21 protein-coding genes and 1 riboswitch are annotated in these 18,222 nt (G+C 69.1%); of the genes, 12 read left to right on the top strand and 9 right to left on the bottom strand.

From position 1 onward, the window contains the following. The first annotated feature begins 246 nt into the window (after positions 1–246). The 4 genes from IPZ69_RS42725 to IPZ69_RS42710 all read left to right on the top strand — a co-directional run bounded on the left by IPZ69_RS42725 (position 247) and on the right by IPZ69_RS42710 (position 2,747). On the top strand, positions 247–912 hold the full coding sequence (locus tag IPZ69_RS42725) for an ATP-dependent DNA ligase (protein ID WP_235460282.1): 666 nt from the start codon (positions 247–249) through the stop codon (positions 910–912). Beyond that, positions 825–1,223 (top strand): ATP dependent DNA ligase, encoded by a 399-nt coding sequence (locus IPZ69_RS42720; RefSeq protein WP_235460281.1) that lies wholly within the window; start codon positions 825–827, stop codon positions 1,221–1,223. Before IPZ69_RS42725 ends, IPZ69_RS42720 begins: the two co-directional genes overlap by 88 nt. 492 nt (positions 1,224–1,715) lie before the next feature. Further along, complete coding sequence (locus tag IPZ69_RS42715) at positions 1,716–2,387, top strand: hypothetical protein (RefSeq protein WP_235460280.1); 672 nt, start codon at positions 1,716–1,718, stop codon at positions 2,385–2,387. A gap of 120 nt (positions 2,388–2,507) precedes the next feature. Next, complete coding sequence (locus IPZ69_RS42710) at positions 2,508–2,747, top strand: hypothetical protein (RefSeq protein ID WP_235460279.1); 240 nt, start codon at positions 2,508–2,510, stop codon at positions 2,745–2,747. Positions 2,748–3,172: 425 nt separating this feature from the next. On the opposite strand, the gene IPZ69_RS42705 is transcribed toward IPZ69_RS42710, so the two are convergent. From IPZ69_RS42705 to IPZ69_RS42685, 5 genes are all read right to left on the bottom strand, one after another. Then, entirely contained in the window at positions 3,173–3,658 is a 486-nt protein-coding gene (locus IPZ69_RS42705) for an iron chaperone (protein WP_235460278.1), read from the bottom strand. Positions 3,659–3,736: 78 nt separating this feature from the next. Next, complete coding sequence (locus IPZ69_RS42700; protein WP_235460277.1) at positions 3,737–4,381, bottom strand: glyoxalase; 645 nt, start codon at positions 4,379–4,381, stop codon at positions 3,737–3,739. Beyond that, positions 4,381–4,902, bottom strand: a complete 522-nt coding sequence (locus IPZ69_RS42695) for a helix-turn-helix transcriptional regulator (protein WP_235460276.1) — start codon at positions 4,900–4,902, stop codon at positions 4,381–4,383. Before IPZ69_RS42695 ends, IPZ69_RS42700 begins: the two co-directional genes overlap by 1 nt. Before the next feature lie 306 nt (positions 4,903–5,208). Next, on the bottom strand, positions 5,209–5,619 hold the full coding sequence (locus IPZ69_RS42690) for a VOC family protein (protein ID WP_235460275.1): 411 nt from the start codon (positions 5,617–5,619) through the stop codon (positions 5,209–5,211). 507 nt (positions 5,620–6,126) lie between these two features. Next, complete coding sequence (locus IPZ69_RS42685; protein ID WP_235460274.1) at positions 6,127–7,404, bottom strand: competence protein CoiA family protein; 1,278 nt, start codon at positions 7,402–7,404, stop codon at positions 6,127–6,129. A gap of 253 nt (positions 7,405–7,657) precedes the next feature. Here IPZ69_RS42685 and IPZ69_RS42680 point away from each other — a divergent pair, with 253 nt between their 5' ends. The 7 genes from IPZ69_RS42680 to IPZ69_RS42650 all read left to right on the top strand — a co-directional run bounded on the left by IPZ69_RS42680 (position 7,658) and on the right by IPZ69_RS42650 (position 14,888). Continuing rightward, a complete protein-coding gene (locus IPZ69_RS42680; protein ID WP_235460273.1) occupies positions 7,658–8,302 on the top strand; it encodes a hypothetical protein in 645 nt (214 codons plus the stop codon). Further along, positions 8,267–8,362: riboswitch (glycine riboswitch) on the top strand. (Overlaps the previous gene by 36 nt.) Before the next feature lie 148 nt (positions 8,363–8,510). Further along, a complete protein-coding gene (locus IPZ69_RS42675) occupies positions 8,511–8,750 on the top strand; it encodes a hypothetical protein (RefSeq protein WP_235460272.1) in 240 nt (79 codons plus the stop codon). Between the two features lie 183 nt (positions 8,751–8,933). Further along, a complete protein-coding gene (locus tag IPZ69_RS42670; RefSeq protein WP_308407603.1) occupies positions 8,934–10,352 on the top strand; it encodes an IS4 family transposase in 1,419 nt (472 codons plus the stop codon). A 395-nt stretch (positions 10,353–10,747) separates the two neighbouring features. Beyond that, a complete protein-coding gene (locus IPZ69_RS42665; RefSeq protein WP_235460271.1) occupies positions 10,748–11,830 on the top strand; it encodes a pentapeptide repeat-containing protein in 1,083 nt (360 codons plus the stop codon). 188 nt (positions 11,831–12,018) lie between these two features. After that, positions 12,019–13,044, top strand: a complete 1,026-nt coding sequence (locus tag IPZ69_RS42660) for a hypothetical protein (RefSeq protein ID WP_235460270.1) — start codon at positions 12,019–12,021, stop codon at positions 13,042–13,044. 789 nt (positions 13,045–13,833) lie between these two features. After that, entirely contained in the window at positions 13,834–14,457 is a 624-nt protein-coding gene (locus tag IPZ69_RS42655; RefSeq protein WP_235460269.1) for a hypothetical protein, read from the top strand. A gap of 134 nt (positions 14,458–14,591) precedes the next feature. Beyond that, positions 14,592–14,888, top strand: coding sequence for a hypothetical protein (locus IPZ69_RS42650; RefSeq protein WP_235460268.1), 297 nt, complete (start codon positions 14,592–14,594; stop codon positions 14,886–14,888). Between the two features lie 62 nt (positions 14,889–14,950). Here IPZ69_RS42650 and IPZ69_RS47260 read toward each other — a convergent pair whose 3' ends face one another. From IPZ69_RS47260 to IPZ69_RS42635, 4 genes are all read right to left on the bottom strand, one after another. Beyond that, positions 14,951–15,085: a hypothetical protein gene (locus IPZ69_RS47260; RefSeq protein ID WP_268835763.1), complete on the bottom strand. Its 135-nt coding sequence runs from the start codon at positions 15,083–15,085 to the stop codon at positions 14,951–14,953. A gap of 270 nt (positions 15,086–15,355) precedes the next feature. Beyond that, positions 15,356–15,622, bottom strand: a complete 267-nt coding sequence (locus tag IPZ69_RS42645; RefSeq protein WP_235460267.1) for a hypothetical protein — start codon at positions 15,620–15,622, stop codon at positions 15,356–15,358. A gap of 193 nt (positions 15,623–15,815) precedes the next feature. Continuing rightward, a complete protein-coding gene (locus IPZ69_RS42640; RefSeq protein ID WP_235460266.1) occupies positions 15,816–16,310 on the bottom strand; it encodes a hypothetical protein in 495 nt (164 codons plus the stop codon). Next, positions 16,303–16,506 (bottom strand): hypothetical protein, encoded by a 204-nt coding sequence (locus IPZ69_RS42635; RefSeq protein WP_235460265.1) that lies wholly within the window; start codon positions 16,504–16,506, stop codon positions 16,303–16,305. The genes IPZ69_RS42640 and IPZ69_RS42635 overlap by 8 nt, the downstream gene beginning before the upstream one ends. A 266-nt stretch (positions 16,507–16,772) precedes the next feature. Between IPZ69_RS42635 and IPZ69_RS42630 the strand changes: the two genes are divergently transcribed. After that, a complete protein-coding gene (locus IPZ69_RS42630) occupies positions 16,773–17,972 on the top strand; it encodes a pentapeptide repeat-containing protein (RefSeq protein WP_235460264.1) in 1,200 nt (399 codons plus the stop codon). The last annotated feature ends 250 nt before the right edge of the window (positions 17,973–18,222 follow it).

Here is an 18,222-nt window from a genome sequence, read left to right as displayed (position 1 = left end):
ATGCCGGACTGCGGGGGTCCGGGGTGGGGCGCCCCGGGCACGTCCGTCGCGTGCTACTCGATCTCCATCATGTGGTTTAGACCACTCACAGTCAAGAGCCTTCAAAAGCCCTGGTCAAGCCCACAATGCTCGCCTCCCGGAACCGGTGGCGGGGCGCGATACTATCCGTGACGCACTCTTCAGGGCACAGCCCACCCTGCCCCACTTTGTGCAGCCGCGCGGCGGCTTCCGTGGAAGGCATGGCCCATGACCTGGACGCTGCCGGAGCCCATGCTCGCCGCCCCCGTACTCGACCCGGTCCTGCCCCAGAATTGGGCGACGGAGCCGAAGTGGGACGGCTGGCGGGCACTCCTGTCGTGGGACGCTCACCGCCTGGTGCTGCGCTCCCGCAAGGGCACCGAACTCGAACCCTTCTTCCCTGAGCTGCGCTCCGGCGCCGCGCAGCTCCCCGATGCGACGGCCCTCGACGGGGAGCTGGTCGTATGGGATGCCGCGGGCCGCCTTGCGTTCGAGCGGTTGCAGGGCCGGTTGCAGCGCCGCGGCGAGGGCGCGATCCGGCTGGCCGAGCAATGGCCGGTGCACTTCGTCGCCTTCGACCTGCTTCGGATCGCGGGCATGGACACCACCAGGTGGACCTACCGGCGCCGCAGGGCAGCCCTGGAAGCCCTCTTCGCCGACCACCGGCTCACCGCGCCATGGGCGCTGTGCCCGTCGACCACCGACCCGGCCACCGTGCGCGAGTGGCTGACTAGCTGGACGGCGGTCGGTCTCGAAGGTGTGGTCTACAAAAGGCTGGAGGGCGCCTACGAGCCATCCGTCCGCGGTTGGCGCAAGCACAAAGTCCGCGAGACCGAGGAAGCCTCGTCGGTGCGCTCACCGGCTCTCCGGCGGCGCCCCGCACACTGCTGCTAGGTCGATACGGCACCGATGGGCGCCTGCGCTACATCGGGCGCAGCACCACGCTCCCGCAAGCCGCCGGCCAGGCCCTCGCACCGCTGCTCACCCCGGCCCGGGCCAGTCACCCCTGGACGGGCTGGACATTCTCCGCCGGGTGGGGCTCCCGCGAGACCCTCCGCGTCACCCTTGTTCGGCCGGAGCTCGTCGTGGAGGTCGGCGTCGACGTCGCCCGCGACAGTGCCGGACGTTGGCGGCATCCCGCCCGATGGCACCGGTCTCGCCCCGACCTCACGCCCACCGACGTTCCGCACTTCGCGGTGGTCTGAGAAGGCATGTGCCCTGCTCGGGCCGACGCGGTCACCGCATCAGTGCCGACCTCCGGTGCGCCGCAGGCAGGCCTGGGGACCTGCCCCCTGGGGACGATCCGCCACACGTGGCCCTCGCCTCCGCAGGCCCGGTACGCGGGCCCGCTCTCGGTGCGCGCGACCGCCACCAGGCAGGACCGCACCATCTCCCCCCGGCTCAGGTAGTGGTGGACCGGGGAGCGCAGGGTGGCCACCGGCCCGTCGTGCGGCCCCGGACGCCGGACCGCGACGCGCTGCACGGCCGTCCAGTAGGTGGCACAGGGCCTGCCCGCCCCCAGCACGGCGGGGACGGCGGGCGCCACCAGCGTCGCGAGAGTCGCCGCCGCTGCGGCGGCCGCCGTCATCCATCGCTGTCTCATGCCCGCCCAACTCCCGGCATCGGGAGGCAGGTCACGCCCCCTCCGCGACGATCACCCGCACGTGCCGACCGGGTCCGGGGTAGCGTGCCCGGCTATGGCAGATGTGTCCTGGGCCGACAAGCTCAGTGCGGTCTCGGCGGGTCTCAGCGTGGTCACCGCCGTGATCGCACTGTGGATCGCCCGCACCGCGAACAAGGCCGCCTACTACGCCAACCAGGCCGCTGCCCAGGCGAACGCGACCGCCGAATCGGTGGCGCACGTCGAGCGGGGCCGCTGGCACCACGAGATGACCCCGCAGTTCGACGTGACGATCACACGGTTCGGACCGGGCAGCAACCAGGCATCCCTGATGCTGACGTTCGAGGGCCCGGCCGCACTGGAGCGGCTGGACGCGGTCGAGATTGAGATCCGCGACGACGGCTACACCCACGGCGTGGGCCTCGCCGGCGAACCCGACGAACAGCAGCTCGCGGAGACCATCTGGGGGCCGTACCGCTTCGTGCCCGGCATCGACAATGCGACCACCGACGGGCGTTCGACCCCCGCTGTCCCGCTGGAGCTCGGCGAGTGGCTCAAGCGGGCACTGCAGGACTCCATGCCTCCTGCCTGGACCGACCGGGCGGCCTGGCGCGAGCAGTACGCCGGTGCACCGGTGCGGCTGTGGGTGCGCTGCAGGCGCGAGGGACACCGGCCGTGGACGCTCACGTACAACGTGCCGGTCACCGACGTGACCGGGCAGGCGCCCGCCAGCGGCCCCACTACGTGAGTTGGGAAGAGGCAGCGCCCATGACCGCCCTGGGGCTCTGCCAGTTTCACCCGCTTCTCGTGGGATCCCGGCGTGGCCATCGACGGTGCATCCGGGATCCTCCGCTTAGGATCCGTGCACGTGAGCGACATTCCCGAAAGCCTGATCGAGCTGGAGCGCGCTGCCGAGACCGAACGTGTACGTCTGGCTGGCCTCTCCGGTGAGGACTACGACGCACAGTGGGGCCGCTGGCGCGAAGCCGCAGAAGCGCTCCAGGCAGCGATCACCGCTCATGCCGACAAGGCCGAGGTCAACCGATACGAGCTGGAGCAGTCGGTGAAGAGGGCGGTACGGCACGCCAAGGAAGACCCGACGGAGTAGCGCCTCCTGCCCGCTGTCCATGGGGGTCACTCCCACCGCCCGGTTCTCAGAACCTACGGGTCAGCGGCACCGTAGAAAGCCGCGAGGCCGCCACCGATCCGCTTCCGTCGGACGAAGCACCTGGCGACACGCCTCCGCGAACTCTCTAAACGTCTGCTCCGCGTCACTCTGGTCCCGAAGCGCGAACCGCAGCTGGCTCGCCAGCAGCTCGTCACGGTCACGGCCGCCAGCGACTTCCCCCGCCCAGTCCCGTATCCGTCCGGCCAGGAGCTCGATGGTCCCCGAGGCGGTTTCGGCACTGCCGAGCTGAACGCGTCGGTGGAGGGCCAGAACTGACGTCGGCCGTGGCGACGCACCGCGTCTAGGCGCATGAACGTCTTCCGCGGCTCGGTCACTTTCGCCGCCGGTCCCGCCCCCGGTCGGCCTCAGCCCACTGCCTTCTTCACGAGGGCGCTGATGAGCTGTTCGTCGGCCGCGGTCAGCTCCTTCAGGGCGTAGACGGTCGGCCACATCGCGCCCTCGTCGAGTGCCGCCTGGTCGCTGAAGCCGAGCGTGGCGTACCGCGACTTGAACTTCTCCGCGCTCTGGAAGTGGCAGACGACCTTGCCGTCCCTGGCGTACGCGGGCATCCCGTACCAGAGCTGGGGCGCGAGGTCGGGAGCGGCGGTCTTGACGATCTCGTGGATCCGCTCGGCGAGGACCCGGTCCGCTTCCGGCATCTCGGCGATCTTCGCGAGCACGTCCTGCTCCGCTGCCGCCTCCTTCTCCGCCCGGGACGAACCACGCCGCGCCGCCGTCTTCTTCTGATCGCGTGCGTGCTCCTTCATCGCGGCCCGCTCCTCGGCGGTGAATCCGTCGTACTTCTCGGCGGTCGTGCCGGAGTTCTCGGCGGGCGACTTCGTGGACGGCATGGCGGGTTTCCCTCTCGTACAAGGTGGGATGGGCGGTGCGGGAGTGTGGGGTCGGGAGTCAGGACGGCGTAGGGCGAGCTACGCGGCGGCCTCCCAGGTGAAGCCGTCCGGGTCGGTGAAGGTGTCGGCGGTGCTGCCGAGGACGATGTGGTGCGAGCCTGTGCCGTCGGCGGGGACGCTGAGGTCCTTGGCCAGGGCACGGCGCTTGTACAGCGCCAGCTTGACGGGGCTGGACTGACCGGGGGCGAACTCGGTGTACTTGCCGCCGAAGCTCTTGGCCACGGTCAGGCCCCGGCCTACGTAGAACTGCTTGGTGGCCTTCACGTCCTCGACACCGAGCAGCAGGACGACCTCGTCGATCTCGCGGGTGGCGGGGCCGGTGTCCTTCTTCGCCGAGGTCGCGATCTTCCAGATCGTCCCGTCCGGGGCCTGGACGACGCCGCCGTAGCCCCACAGCGACTTCGTGGCGGGCTTCAGCACCGCGGCACCGGCGTCCACGGCGGCGGCGACGAAGCCGTCGACGGTGGCCGGTCCGGACACCGTGAGCGCCAGGGTGAAGCCGCGAAATCCAGTCGAGTGCGCCTCGGACGCCCGCAGGCGTATGTACGTGTCCACGCCGAAGGCGCCGTAGAAGCGGCGGGCGGCCTCGGGGTCGGCCACCTCAAGGGTGACGGACGCGAGGGACGTGTGGGCTGCGGTAGAAGTGGTGGTTGCCATGTCCATCACGCTAGGGGCTGGGCGGTGGCCGGGGCTTCTCGATTCCTGACCGGTCTCGCCACTTGCTTGGCCACGCACGCGGGCATCCCCTCCACCGTGATCGCCGAGCCCACGTCACGGGCCGTATCCGCGGCATCGGCAGGGTCGGACGCAGCATCTGCCGCCTGGCGCCGGAAGGCCCCGGGAGGCATGCCGACCAGCTCGGTGAAGCGGGTGGTGAACGTGCCCAGCGACGCGCAGCCGACCGCGAAGCAGACCTCGGTGACGCTGAGATCGCCCCGCCGCAGCATCGCCGTCGCCCGCTCAATGCGACGCGTCATCAGATACGCGTACGGCGACTCACCGTAGGCGGCCCGGAACTGCCGACTCAGGTGCCCCGCGGACATGTGCACATCGCGAGCGAGCGCCTCCACGTTCAGCGGCTGCGCGTACTCCCTGTCGATCCGGTCGCGGACGCGGCGCAGCCGCGCGAGATCGTCCAGGCGCTGCGCCTGGACGCGTGCACGCCGCCATTCAGGCTTACACATGAAAACCCTCCCCTTTGTCGTTCATCTTCCAATGCCATCGACGTCTTCGAGCGTCTGGGGTGCCGGCCTCGGCGGGCACCCCAGACGCTCGGTGGCGTGGACCGGCCCGTCGGACTCGACCTGCCGGGCGAACAACTGCCGGACAGCGGCGGGACGGAGTCCGGGCTCATGGCCGGTTCAACGAGGCTCCGGACGCGGCCCTGGCGAGCGGCAGGCAGGGCAGGCACGTCCGCTCTGGTGCGCCGCCGTGCTCCTTATGGGCGGTCGCGATGTCGGCCCGCATAGCCGCACCGATACCCGCAGGGCTCAGCGCAGCTCCTGGATGCGGACGAGGTTGCCCGCGGGGTCGCGGAAGGCGCAGTCGCGGATGCCGTACGGCTGCTCGGTCGGCTCCTGGACGACCTCGGTGTCACCGGCCTGTACCTTCTCGAACGTGGCGTCGAGGTCCGGGGTGGCCAGCAGGATCCAGCCGTAGGTGCCCTTGGCCATCATCTCGGTGATGGTGCGGCGCTCATCCTCCGTGATGCCGGGATCGGCGGCAGGTGGGGCCAGAAGGATCGACGTGCCGGGCTGACCGGCCGGGCCGACCGTGATCCAGCGCATCCTGCCTTGCCCGACATCGCTGCGGACCTCGAAGCCGAGGACGTCGCGGTAGAAGGCGAGCGACGCGTCCGGGTCGTCGTGCGGCAGAGCGGTCGTGTGAATGGTGATGTCCATGGCGAGCAGGCTAGACGCGACTCCGTGAGCTGCGCTTCTCGACTCCTGCTCGATCCGGACACGTCCGGACGTTCGCAGGGAGCGCACGCGCTTCCCGCGAAAGCGCACCCGACGCCCTGTCAGCTGCCCTCCAGGGGCAACGGAGGCTCAGCGCCGGCCTTTCGTTCCGATGTATCGACGTTCCCTGGCTTGCGCCACGGGCAGCATCTTCCGAGTGTCGGCAAAAGGCCGAACTCGCCCAACAGCTCTATGACGCGCGCCGCCCACTGCCCAGCCCAGGGGCAGGCTTCGGGACCACGACCGGCGGGCAGACAGGGCAGGAAAAAGCCCCAGGACGCCGAGCCACCGCCATTCCTCGTCCCACTGGTCGGCCGTGAGCTTGGGCCGGCGCCCGCCGACTCGCCCCGCATGCGTCGCAGACCAGCATCTCCGCGGCCGCGACGTCCTCGGTGGTGGTGCTCATTGGACACCTCGTCGACGGGGGGCGCCGCACCGTTCCGATGTGCCTCAACCGGGCGCTGCTGCCGGGGAAACGGATGTGCCCTCGATCGCGTCCGGGAGCGGGAGGGTATCTTGCCCTGCCGGGGGCCGTGGGGACTGCACGGCGGTCAGGCCGCCGTCCAAGACCTCGATGCGCTGTCCGGGCCGGGCCTGGGCGGCGATGCGCCGCCGTTCTCCTTCGGAGGCGACGAACACCACCAGTGCCGCGAGGCGGTCTCGGGCGGCGGCGACCCGACTGGCCACGGGGCAGATGACGCCGTACGGGGTGAGCCCGACGTACATCGGCACGCCCATGGCGAACTCAGCGGCGCCGCCATCCTCTACGAACGGATGGACGCCGGTCTCCCGAAGCACGAACTCGAAGGCCGGTTTCTCCAGGGCAGCCTGCCGTTCGAGCAGGGCGTGAATGGCTCCCTGGTGATCACCGCGTGCTCTGGCCCGCTCCCGGTCCTCTCGTCGCAGGCGCTCTTGATACTGCTCCCACCGGACCCGCTCCTCCTGGAGGCTGCGCTTCTCCTCCTGTTCCAGGCGTTTCCGCCGTTCCTCCGCTTCCAGGTAGGCAGCCTCCTGCTGGGCGTACTGAGGGGCTGTCCACACCGTTCGCCGAGCTGGCAGGGGACTGCGTACGGGAGCCCGTCGTCGGTGCGACACCACCCGGCTGGCGAACACCCACCGCAGGAACTCCGCAAGCGGCACCTGCGGGCCCGCCTCCCACTGCTCGACGGAGAACTTCGCCAGGCCCTCCACCACGACCACGCCGCCGCCGTCGACGTCCTTCACCCGCACCGAGGGCACCCGCCCGAGCCACGGCGGCCGGTACCGGTCGCTGAACCACACCGAGGGCACACCGTCCGCCTGCATCCGCTCCGCGCGGGCGGCGATGTCGTCCGGCGTGATGGGCGAGAGCTGGGCCTCCAGGGCCATCCGCCACGATCCGGCCGGATCGCTCGCCAGCACATCAGCCCGCCATGCGCCCTCCGGGCCGCGGACCTCCAACTCGGCGTGCGCGCCGGCGTCCCGGGCGGCGGCTGCCAGCTCCAGCTTCAGCAGGTGGTGCGCCAGTGTCTCCCCGGCGAGGGCGCATTCAGGGGCCCCCGGGGCGTGGGCGAAAAACCGCAGGCCGCTGGGGGACCGCTTGGCGTGCATCGGGTGTTGGCACTCGTCACAGGTCAGCGGCGCGGGCGGCCTCACCCGCCACACCTGGCCCCACGAGCGCCCGCAGCCGAGATCAGGTAAATGCGCGAAGACGGTCCCCCACTGCGCGTGCACGGCCCGGAACGCCATCGGCCCCCCTGCTTCATCGGCCAGAAGGCCGGTGTGGCGGGGGCCACTGACAACGCATCAGACCGCGATCCGGCCGTACGGGATCACCAGCGGGGGCAAGGGTGTACCGATGTTGCCCCAGGCCGGGTTACAGGCCGATGCCGCGGCTGACCGGGTTGTGCCAGCGCACCGCCTTGCGCACGTACTCGGCCCCGGAATCCCAGCTCGGACACCAGGGGACAACTAACTGCCCAGTAGCTGGGGCGAGTCGGACATGCCGTCAGGACCGCCGGACATCGACCTGCGGAAACGACCCCAGGGGCCCGGGGATCCCCGGGCCAAGACGAGCAGCCGCTGGCAGACCGGCGGGACGACGGCCGCAGCCGGATCGAGGCCCCTCGGCCCGCACCGCCGTCTCCTCACCACGGTGGCGGTCGTCGTGCTGCTGATAGCCGGGATAGCCCTGGCCAACCGGGGCCGGACATCAGACGACTCCGCGGCGGCCGCCGTCGATCCTCTGGCGGTGGAGATACCGCACAGCAGGCAGGGCGCCCAGAGCGCGGCCGCGAAGATGGCCGCCGCTCTGGGCGCCGAGCGGATGTTCAATCCCGACCGGCGTCACGACGTGGTGCAGATGCTCGTCATCCCGGAGAAGCGCAACGCCGTCCGCGCGGCGATCGATGCCGACGGATGTCCGGCGGTCCTGACGGCATGTCCGACTCGCCCCAGCTACTGGGCAGTTAGTTGTCCCCTGGTGTCCGAGCTGGGATTCCGGGGCCGTCACCGACCGCAGGCCGACGCTCAACGAGTCGCCCCGGCGTACGGTCACAGCTTGCTGAAGTGGCGCCTTCGTCGAGAGCGCCCTGTAGCCTCGAAGCGGCTGTCGACTCTCGCGGGAGAGTTCTACCCACCGAGGTAGGCGCCGAAGGAGCAAATCCTCCCCGGAATCTCTAAAGGCAAAAAGGATCGCGAGCCGAGGCCGCTCTGGAGAGCAGGCGTGCTCAAACACGCCTCGCCGAAGGCGAAACCCGGACCGGAAGGTCCGAGGACACGTACAGGTGACCAGGACAGAGGGGGAGGCCTACCAGCCTTGCGCCGAACCGGCGCCAGACCTTGGAGGCCTCCATATGCCTCTTCCCCTAACGTTCTTGCTCGCCGTCGTCGTCTCCTCGGGATTCGCGCTGATCGCATGGGGCGCCTGGCTCGTCTTCTGCTGGAAGATCGCCGCCAAGCACGGGCCCGCCCACTTGACGAAGCTGCCCGGAATCGCCACGGCCTTCCGCACGCAACACTGGCTCACGCGCCTGCCCTCCCTGCCGGGCAAAGGGCGCGGCGCCGAATCATCGGAGGGTCAGACGGAGAAGTAGTGAGGGCACACATACGGCGGCGGCCGCCGGCAACGCCCGACCACAGGTGCGGCTACCGCGCGTATCCCCTCCAAAGCCCTACCTCGGCCCAATTGGAAAGTCGTGGGCTGAGGGCGGTGGCTGCCGGGGGCCTTCGCCAGCCAATGCAGTTGCTTTTGAGCTGCGGAGATCGTTGCCCCGCGTGTGACGGGGTGGGGCGCGGGCCAGCGGGTGCGGATCGGGATCCTGACGAGGGTGTTCACCGCTGAGCTGGTGGACGCGGCGATAGCCAAGCACGGCCGGGCCGAGCGGCGCCGTCGTCTTCTGTCGGCGCGGCTGGTCGTGTATTTCGTCCTGGCCCTGTGTCTGTTCGCCCGTGAGTCGTACGAGGAGGTGCTACGCGTACTGACCAACGGCATCCCTGGCAGCCGGGCCCTCGCACGGATGAACCGGTCGTCGTTGTGCCGGGCGCGAACCCGGCTGGGTGAGAACGTGCTGGAGACCGTGTTCCGGGAGGTGGCCGGACCGCTCGCCACACCGGCCACGCCTGGAGCGTGGTGGCGCGGGCTGCGACTACTCGCCCTGGACGGCACCCAGTTCGACCTTCCGGATTCGACCAGCAACGGCGACACCTTCGACGGCCCCTCCACCACCGGCGGCGTTCCCTTCGGGTTTCCCCAGGTCAGAGCAGTGGTCCTCGCCGAAATCGGAACGCACGGGGTTCTCGATGCCCGCCTGGGCGGCTACCGCGACGGCGAACGCAGTCTCGCCTATCCGCTGGCCGGCTCCACCGGCCCCGACGACCTGGTTATCGCCGACCGCGGTTTCTGGTCGGTCGAGTTCGCGCACAGGTTCACCGTGACCGGCGCGAATCTTCTGGTCAGGCTCCAGTCCAACCACCTCGGCACTGCTCAGGAAGAACTTTTCGACGGCTCGTACCTGTCGATGGCTCGACCGGGCAAGGAGGTCCGGCTTCGAGCCGCACGGGAAGGCCGGACTCTGCCGCGGCACACGATCTACCGCGTCATCGCCTTCGAAAAGGACGACAGGGTCGCCTACCTGGGCACCACGCTGCTAGACCCCGAGCAGTACCCGGCCGCCGAACTGGTCGCGCTCTACCGGGAACGCTGGGAGATTGAGCTCGCCTTCGATGAGATCAAGAACCACCTTGGACCCAGCGGGCCGATCAGGTCACGGACGCCGGAGGGCGTCCGACAGGAACTGTGGGCCTACCTCGCGGTCCACCACGCGATCCGCCAGTTCGCCCACGCAGCAGCTCTTGCCGGCCCAGCCGTGGACACCGACCGCGTCTCCTACCTGAAGTGCGTCCGCATCATCCGCCGCAGCATCCCTTGCCAGCTCGGAGCAACCACCGCCAAGCTCGCCCGCTCTCTCACAGAGGCCAGGTGGGAGGCACGCAGCCGTCTGCTTTCGGTTCGGCGCAAGCGCGACTGCCCACGTGCGATCAAGAAACCGAACCGCTGGGCCGTCCTGAGAACCCGCGCCAGACGCGGCACGGTCCAGCCCGGTCGCTGGGCCCACAACCCAACCTCGAAGGCGAAGAGCAGTCGCAGGGCTGGACGGCCAGCGCTGAAGGGAACACAGGCTGTCTCGTCGCCCTGACCCCAGCATTTTCGAGGATGCCGCGGCCGCGTTCCTGGCCGTGGAGGACCGCGCCGTGCACAACCGCCCCCACCCGACCGAGTACTGACGGAGGCCCTCGTGAGCAGCTTCCCAGCTGCTGTGCCCGACGCCATCGGCCATGCCCGCCAGGGCGGCGCACCTTGTCGTACCTGACGCGCTCCCTGCCCTCGGCAGCGTGGCGTCGGACAGCACCCGGCCCTGTCGGATGTCATGGAGGGGTGAGGAGCAACTTTGGCACCGGACGCCTGAGGCGGATTGCACATCGCCGGACCGACAGGCAAGGGCGGCGCAGAAGCCGTGGCCTTGGTCGGCACGGCGACGGCGGCATGGGCCGGGCGGAGCGGATGGGCTTGCTGGTAGCAGCCTTGCCGGGCTTGACTGCACTGGTCGCACTCTTGTTCACGTGGATGTCGGTCGACCAGTCGCGGACTGAGCTGCGGATCGCTGAGCAGGGCCAGATCACCAACCGCTTCACTGCCGCGATCAACAATCTTGGCTCGAACTCCGAGGATGTGCGCCTGGGCGGGATTTACGCCCTGCAGCGCATCATGCTGGACTCCGCACGCGACCAGCCCACGATCGTCACGGTGCTGACGGCGTATGCGCGCCGGCATGCCCCGGTGCCGGCCAGTGGCTTCGCCAAGGAGCAGCAGGAGGAAATTGGGCAAAGCCTGGAATCCCCGGTCAAGCCGGCTGCTGACGTACAGGCCGTTCTGAGTGTGATGGCCGATCGATCGGCCGACCATGGCGAGCGAACCAGCCTGGACCTCAGGCACACGGATCTCCGTGGAGCCGAGGTGTTTGGACGGGGCGAAACACTCAAACGCAGTGCAGCGTTCCGTGCTGCTGACTTCAACGGAGCGGATCTCCGGCGCTCGATGTTCGACGGCGTTGACCTGCGAAATGCCGGCTTCTATCAATCGAACCTGGCAGCAGCGCGCTTCGACTACGTGGACCTGTCCGACGCCTCGATGGAGGGGGTGGACCTGACGCGCACAACGATCTGGCACGCCAACCTGACAAGGGCGGATCTCAATTACGCGAAACTTCATGAAGCCCAGCTGGACTCGGCCGTCAATCTCACAAAGGCGACCCTCGTGACGGCGGATCTCACCGGTGCATACCTGGATGACGCAAACCTGCGCAACGCGGCTCTCATTGGAGCGAATCTGAGAGGCGCGTCCCTCACCCATGCGAACCTGCACGGTGCGCGACTGAGCAACGTGGACCAAGAGGCGCTGGCAGACGAGTTCGGCTGGTATATCGACAAAAACGGCAACCTGGCGAAGGCGGACCTCACTGGGGCAGACCTGACGAACGCGGACCTGCGTGGCGTGGACCTCACCGAAGCAACCCTTGTCGACGCAGACCTGCGAGGCGCCAAGCTCGCCGGCGTGAAGCTGGCTCGGGCCAAGCTCGACGGTGTACGAGGCTTGCCGCCATCACTCCGCCCTTGACGGCCTCGGCCGGGACCCGGATCTGGGAGTTCGCCGGGGAGAGGCGACCCCGGTAGCTCCGGGGCTCAGGTGGCTCGGTCGTAAGGCAACTGCATTGGCCTTCGCCGGCCAATGCAGTTGCTTTGGCGGCTGCGTGGGCTCTCGTCCGCGCCCTTGCCGCGGAGATGTCCAAGCGGCAGGCTGAGGTCGTGATCATTCCCTTCTTACGTGACGGCACGCAGGGCTCGCTGACGGTGGCGGTGGAACATGTGGATGATCCCGCCGCAATCGGCAAGCACGCCTCAGCCCATGGCTTCCCGAGCTGTACGGCTGTGGTGGACTTCCCGGGAAGGGGGTATCGGGCCCTCTTCGGCTGGGTCCAGATGGTGCGTTCGACGGACAACTCCTCCTCCGGGGCCGCCTTCGACATGGATCCGTTCTACCTCTTCGAAGATGCGCCGTCGCCGTACGCGTTCTTCGGTGTCAACCCCACCTTGTTCGACGCACCGTCCCGGGACAGGCGGGATCCCCTCGACTGGACAGCCCACAGCTACCTGGCATGGACACCCATGGATGACACCGAACGGAGAGTTCTGCCGCTGGCCGGCTTCTCCTGGGAGTTCGACATCGACTCGGACAGTCGCATCACGCTGCAACCGGTACAGGCGTTGTCACTTGGGACTGGGACGCTCACCTGCCATACCTCGGCACCTCGTATCCAGGCTGGGTGTTCGACAAGTGGCTGCCTGAACTGTGACTGCGCCCTGGTCGCGGGAGAACTGAACGACGTAGCGTGGCCCGGTGACCACTGGACTCCGCTGACGTTCGGGCGAGGCCGAGGATGGCTTGGGCACCGGTCTCCCCGCCCGCCGGTTGGTCTTGGCCTTCTTGGTCTGGTTGAGGACCCAACGGCCCGGCTCGACCACTCCCCGCTTGGCGCGGTTCCGCAGCACAGGCCATCGGTTGGGCTTCTTGGTCATCCGAGGGCAGTTGCGGCTCCGGCGGGCTGGGAGCAAGCGGCTGCGCGCCTCCTGCCGGGCCTCGGTGAGGGAGCGGGGGGTGAGCTTGGCCGTGCTGGCTCCGAGCTGGGACGGGACGCTTCGGCGGATGATCCGGACGCACTTGAGGTGGGAGACGCAGTGGGAGAGGCGTACGGGGCCGTCCTCGTAGGCGCCCTCCCCGAACTGTGCCAAGGCGTTGACGGCCTCGGCCACGTGCCGGTCGGTGAGGGGTAGGAGGCGAGGTTGTGCCGGTTCGGGACGACGAGCAGCACACCCTCGTCCGGTATCTCGGGGCCGCCGGCGGCCCGCAACGTCTCGTCGAAGACGAGCACCTTGCTGGCCACGAACACCGACTCGGGGTGGCCGAGGATGTGGAGGACCGCGCCACCGGGGAGAGCGAGGGTGTCGTAGTTGACCGGCTCGCTGAGCAAGTTGGTACGCGCGGCGGCCGCGAGGGTGTCCCACTCGACGAGGGCCACGTCGCGGTCACTGAGGACGCGGCGGCGCGGCGGCATCCGCCGGATGGTTTCCGGGCGCCTGATCCAGGCTGTTCAGCAACCGACCGATTGATGAACAGGCTGAGTCGTGCCCCAACCGTGAGCGGTGGCGCCAGAATGTCCGCATGCCTCGACCTCCCTTCCATGCCGGCGACGGACGTCCTCGCTACGTAGGGCCCGCCACCGTGGTCTTTCCTGACGGTCACGAGGCTTCGGTCGCCGCCTCTCTAGTGCTGCGACTGGACCCGAATGCCGTGGAAGGCTTCGACCCTGACCGGCACAGCACCTGGGCTGGGAGCATCGCACTCACCGAGACAGGCTGCGGTGTGGATCTCTGGGACGCGGCTCCCGGAATCCTGCGGATGCCTGACGGACGGGAGAGCGAGTTCATGGCCACCGGAGGCCCCAGCGAAGCCGGTTGCTCCGGCATCGGTCCAGCGCCGTTCGGCGACGCTTGACGCACGGCGGTATGAGACTTGCGCTAGCCGCGGGCGGCAACGGGAGAGCAGCGCTACTCTCCCGGCGCATGAGCATCCCGTGGGGCGACATCGCCACCTTCTCCACCGCAGCACTCAGCGCCGTCGCCACCGCTGGCGCGTGGCTTGCAGCACACCGATCCGCGAAGACTGCGGAAAGTGTGGCCCGCATCGAACAGGACCGCTGGCATGCCGACTTGCTACCGCAGTTCGAGCTGTCCATCGAGCGAGCCGAAGGGGACCGTGCCACGTTGAGCGTCCGCCTCGTCGGGCCGCTCCCTCTCTGCCACCTGGATGAGATCCGTATCGCGATCGTGCAGAGCGACGACATGTCCCGCGTGGCGACGCTCGCGGGCGCTCCGACGCAAGAGGAGTTGGATGCGCAGGTCTGGGGGCCGCTCCGATTCACGCACGGCGCTGACGGCGCGGACGTCAACGGGAAGACCGTCGCGCCGTTCTCGCTGGAAGTCGGGAAGGGGCGCCCGTTCAGCATGGAACGCACCAGGCCGCCTCTGTGGCAGGCGGGCGATGACCGAGACGCGCGATGGCGGGGCGAATGGGTGAACAAGCCGATGCGACTCGTCCTCACCTGTCGCCGCGAGGGTTTCGAGACGTGGACCGTGCCTCGCGATGTGGAGCTTCCCGGGAGTCCGCGCGTGCGCTGGGTGGGATAGCCACACACGACGAAGCGCCCGCTTCCCTGCCAGTTGTGGCCAACTCCGTATGTCTCGCGCGATGTTGAGCGAAAGCTTCGACCAACCTTGGTCAACGACCTTGGCGGGTATCCAAGGATCCCTACCTTGCTCCCATGACTGAATCCACCGAACGTCTCATCCCCACCGGCCAGTGCTTCTGTGGATGCGGTGAAACTGTCGGGCTCGGCTCGTTCTTCGCCCGCGGGCACGACAAAACTGCCGAGGCCGCTCTCCTCGCCATCCGGTACGGCAGCTCCGTTGCCCGCCTGCTGGACCATCACGGGTTCGGGCCCAAGCGGTCCGTTCTCGACGCAGCTGTCGCCGAAGGAGGCTGGGTGATCTGCCAGTCCTGCGAGTACGCCGGCGCGCCCGCCAGCGTCCGCAATCACTGCCGCAAGTACAACCACTGACCGCACACGACAGAACCGCCCTCGCCCCTGCCGGAGCAGGGGGCGAGGGCGGGGGCGTTCGGTCAGAAGAGGCGCCGCAGCTTGGGGTCGGTCTTCCCGCCACTGCATGCCAGGAAGAGCAGGTCAATCATCGACATTCCGACGAACCAGGCCCCTCTGAGGATGAAGAGGAACAGGCTGAGGATGAGACCGATCACCGAGACCCCCCAAGGCGTAGGCGACGACCGTAGCGGACAGCAGGGGCAAGATGCCGTGAACGCGACGCTGCCACGAGGGCAGCGGGGGCGGCGTTCACGCGGGTTCCTCGTCGTCCGGTGGCCAGTCCGGCTCCCTGAACGGGTACGGCGACAGCCAGAACGGGGTGTCGTCCTCATCGTCCATGGATCGCACTCCAGTTCTTACGTGTCGACGTTCCGGACGTAGCGGGCGGCCCGCTCCGACATCGGCTCGGCGGCTGGCGGTTATCTTCATGGTGGAGCCGGTGCCCTGGTCGTGATGTCCGGCACGGTGCCAGCGTGCCTGCAGTTCTGTGACGCCGCCGAGGTCTTTGAGGGCGGCTCGTGATAGGCGTCGATCGCTCGCCACTGGGCAGCCGGACGGCTGTCCCATGCACCCCGTGCAGACGCCTCGCGGCGGGCGGCCTCGCGCGCCTGGTCCTCCTCGAACACGGGCTTCAGGTAGTACTGCTGGCGAGGGTTCAGCGCCTGCCAGAGCGCGGCGTAGTCGGTGGCCACAAGGCTCCCCTCCTCGTCTCACGGCCCGTCAGGGCTGCACGACGGACACAGTAGAGCCCGGCTCGGACATCGTCGGGTCGAACCCACGAGGGGCTCGCCGATCCGGAGATCGGCGAACCCCTGGCCGTGTGCGGCCTAGTCTGGGTCCGGGTGGTCCTGCCGCTTCCTTCGGCAGGACCACCCGCACGGGTGCTCAGATCATGTGGAACGCGCTGAGCATCGCCAAGGTCGTGCTGGCCAGGAACACCAGGATGAAAAGGGCGTCGATCACACGCCGGTCCCCCAACAAGGGCCAACCGCTGGGGAAGCGTCGACTGCCCAGATGAGTTCCGAAGCGTGTGCGGCTCTCCTCCTGAGCCTGAGCCCGCTCAGCAGCTTCCATGGACGCGTCGTGGGCTTCACGGCGGTGGTTCTCCCACGCCGCGTGCCATGCCCTCGCGAAATCCTCGCTCAGCTCCGGGCCGCCGAGGCCCAGCCCCAGTGCCTGCGCGGTGGGCAGCCTCGGGAACCCGTTCTTCCTGAGCGCGTCGCTGATCGTGCTGGTGGTCAGCTTCACGTTCGGGTCGTGCTCTCGCGCCTGGTCGATGATGACCTGGTACTTGGGCTTGCCGTTCTTCTCGTACTGGGTCCGCACGTAAGCCCGGAAGCCAGCACGGTTCATGTTCTCGAAGGGGTTGGGCTCAGTCATCATTTCCCCCGTTGTCCCCGATCTCGCGAACCCAAGAGCCTACGGCGCGGAAGAACCCGGAGCATGCGCCACGGATCGCGGCCAGCCCGGCGCTCTTCGCGAAGTCTGCCGGGTCGGTCTTTGCCTGCGCGCCGTTCTGGGCAGCCTGTGCCGGGTCGGTGCCCGGTACCCCCTGCGGGGTGTCGTTCGTGTTCATGGGGAGCACTCTCATCGCCAGGAACACGTCCGGCACGTTTCCGGAATCCGGTGCTGCGGGCCCGGATCCGGCGGATCGGGGCCGAAATCCGGCGGCCGTGCCGGACGTCCGGTAGCCCTCTACCGGATGCCGGTGTGCCCTGATGAGGTCACAGCCCGACGCCGCGGCTGACGGGGTCGTGCAGCGGTCGGCCTTGCGCACGTACGCCCGGAGGACGGCGTGCCGGGGCCGCAACCGACGGCAGGCGGGGAGTGTCTCAAGGGGATGTGACCGCACATCTGCCCCAGCGCCGAACCGAGCGGCGCGGCCTGCGCCTGTGGCCGGTCGGCACCGTCCTCGCCCTCACCTTCACCGCGGCCATCCTGGTGGCCGCCGCAGTGTTCTACACCGGCTGGGACCTGCTCTCCGCCCGGGGACTCAAGCCCGAGCACCGCATCGACTCCAAGACGCTCTTCGACCTGGTCAAGCTGTCCTTCGGCGTGGTCGCCGGAGCCGGCGCCCTGGTCGCCCTGGTGGTCGCCTACCGGCGCCAGCGCGTCGACGAGGACGGCGCCCTGCGCGAGGCCACCCGCCTGCACACCGAACGCTTCACCACCGCCGTCACCCAGCTCGGCGACGAATCCGCCGCGGTCCGCCCGGGCGGGGTGCACGCCCTGGCCGGCCTCGCCGACGACGCCCCCACCCGCGCCCTGCGCCAGACCTGCATCGACGTCCTGTGCGCCTACCTCCGCCTGCCCTACACCGCCGAGACCGACCTCCCGGCCGGGGACACCGAGGCCCGGCACACCTACCTGGCCCTGCGGGAAGTCCGGCACACCGTCATCCGCCTCATCCGCGACCATCTCCGTCTTCGCCCCGAGCACCCGCACTCCTGGCAGGGCCACAACTTCGACCTCACGGAAGTGACGTTCGACGGCGGAGACTTCGGCGGGGCACAGTTCTCCGGCGGCACGGTCGACTTCAGCGGGGCGCGGTTCTCTGGTGGCACGGTCAACTTCCGCGCGGCGGAGTTCTCTGGTGGCACGGTCAACTTCACCGGGGCCCAGTTCTCCGGCGGCACGGTCAACTTCCGCATGGCGCGGTTCTCGGGCGGCACGGTCCACTTCAGCGCGGCGGAGTTCTCCGACGGCACGGTCAACCTCACCGGCGCCCAGTTCTCCGACGGCACGGTCCACTTCCGCGTGGCCCAGTTCTCCGGCGGCACGGTCCACTTCCGCGCGGCGGAGTTCTCCGACGGCACAGTCGACTTCAGCCGAGCACAGTTCTCCGGCGGCACGGTCGACTTCCGCGCGGCGGAGTTCTCCGACGGCACAGTCGACTTCAGCGGGGCGGAGTTCTGCGGCGGCACGGTCGACTTCAGCACCGCCGCGGGCGGGATGGCGCCGGCTGGCCTGGTGCCACCGAGCGGGTCGCCCTTGGCGTCCGGGCTCAGCCTGCCTCCTGCGTGGTACACCGCCCCAGCCTGAGGAGGCTTGTCCGGGGCTCATGACAGGCAAGATCGCGAAGCTGCTCGGTGTCTCGCGTACGACGCTGTAACGCGTTCAAGGCCCGGCCGGCGACCCGGGCCAGGGTGATGGTGTCCGGCGGCGGGCCGTCGGCTCACCGCCGACCGGCCGCAGGGCCGCCACCCGGAGGTGGGGGCCCTGCGTCATGTCCGGTCCGCGCCGGGTGTCAGTTCACCACCCTCACGGAGTCGCAGCCCAGATAGGTGTACAT

The sequence above is a fragment of the Streptomyces olivochromogenes genome (assembly GCF_021538895.1).
Classification (GTDB): Bacteria; Actinomycetota; Actinomycetes; order Streptomycetales; family Streptomycetaceae; genus Streptomyces; species Streptomyces olivochromogenes_A.
This window is presented reverse-complemented; position numbering and strand designations above follow the sequence as displayed.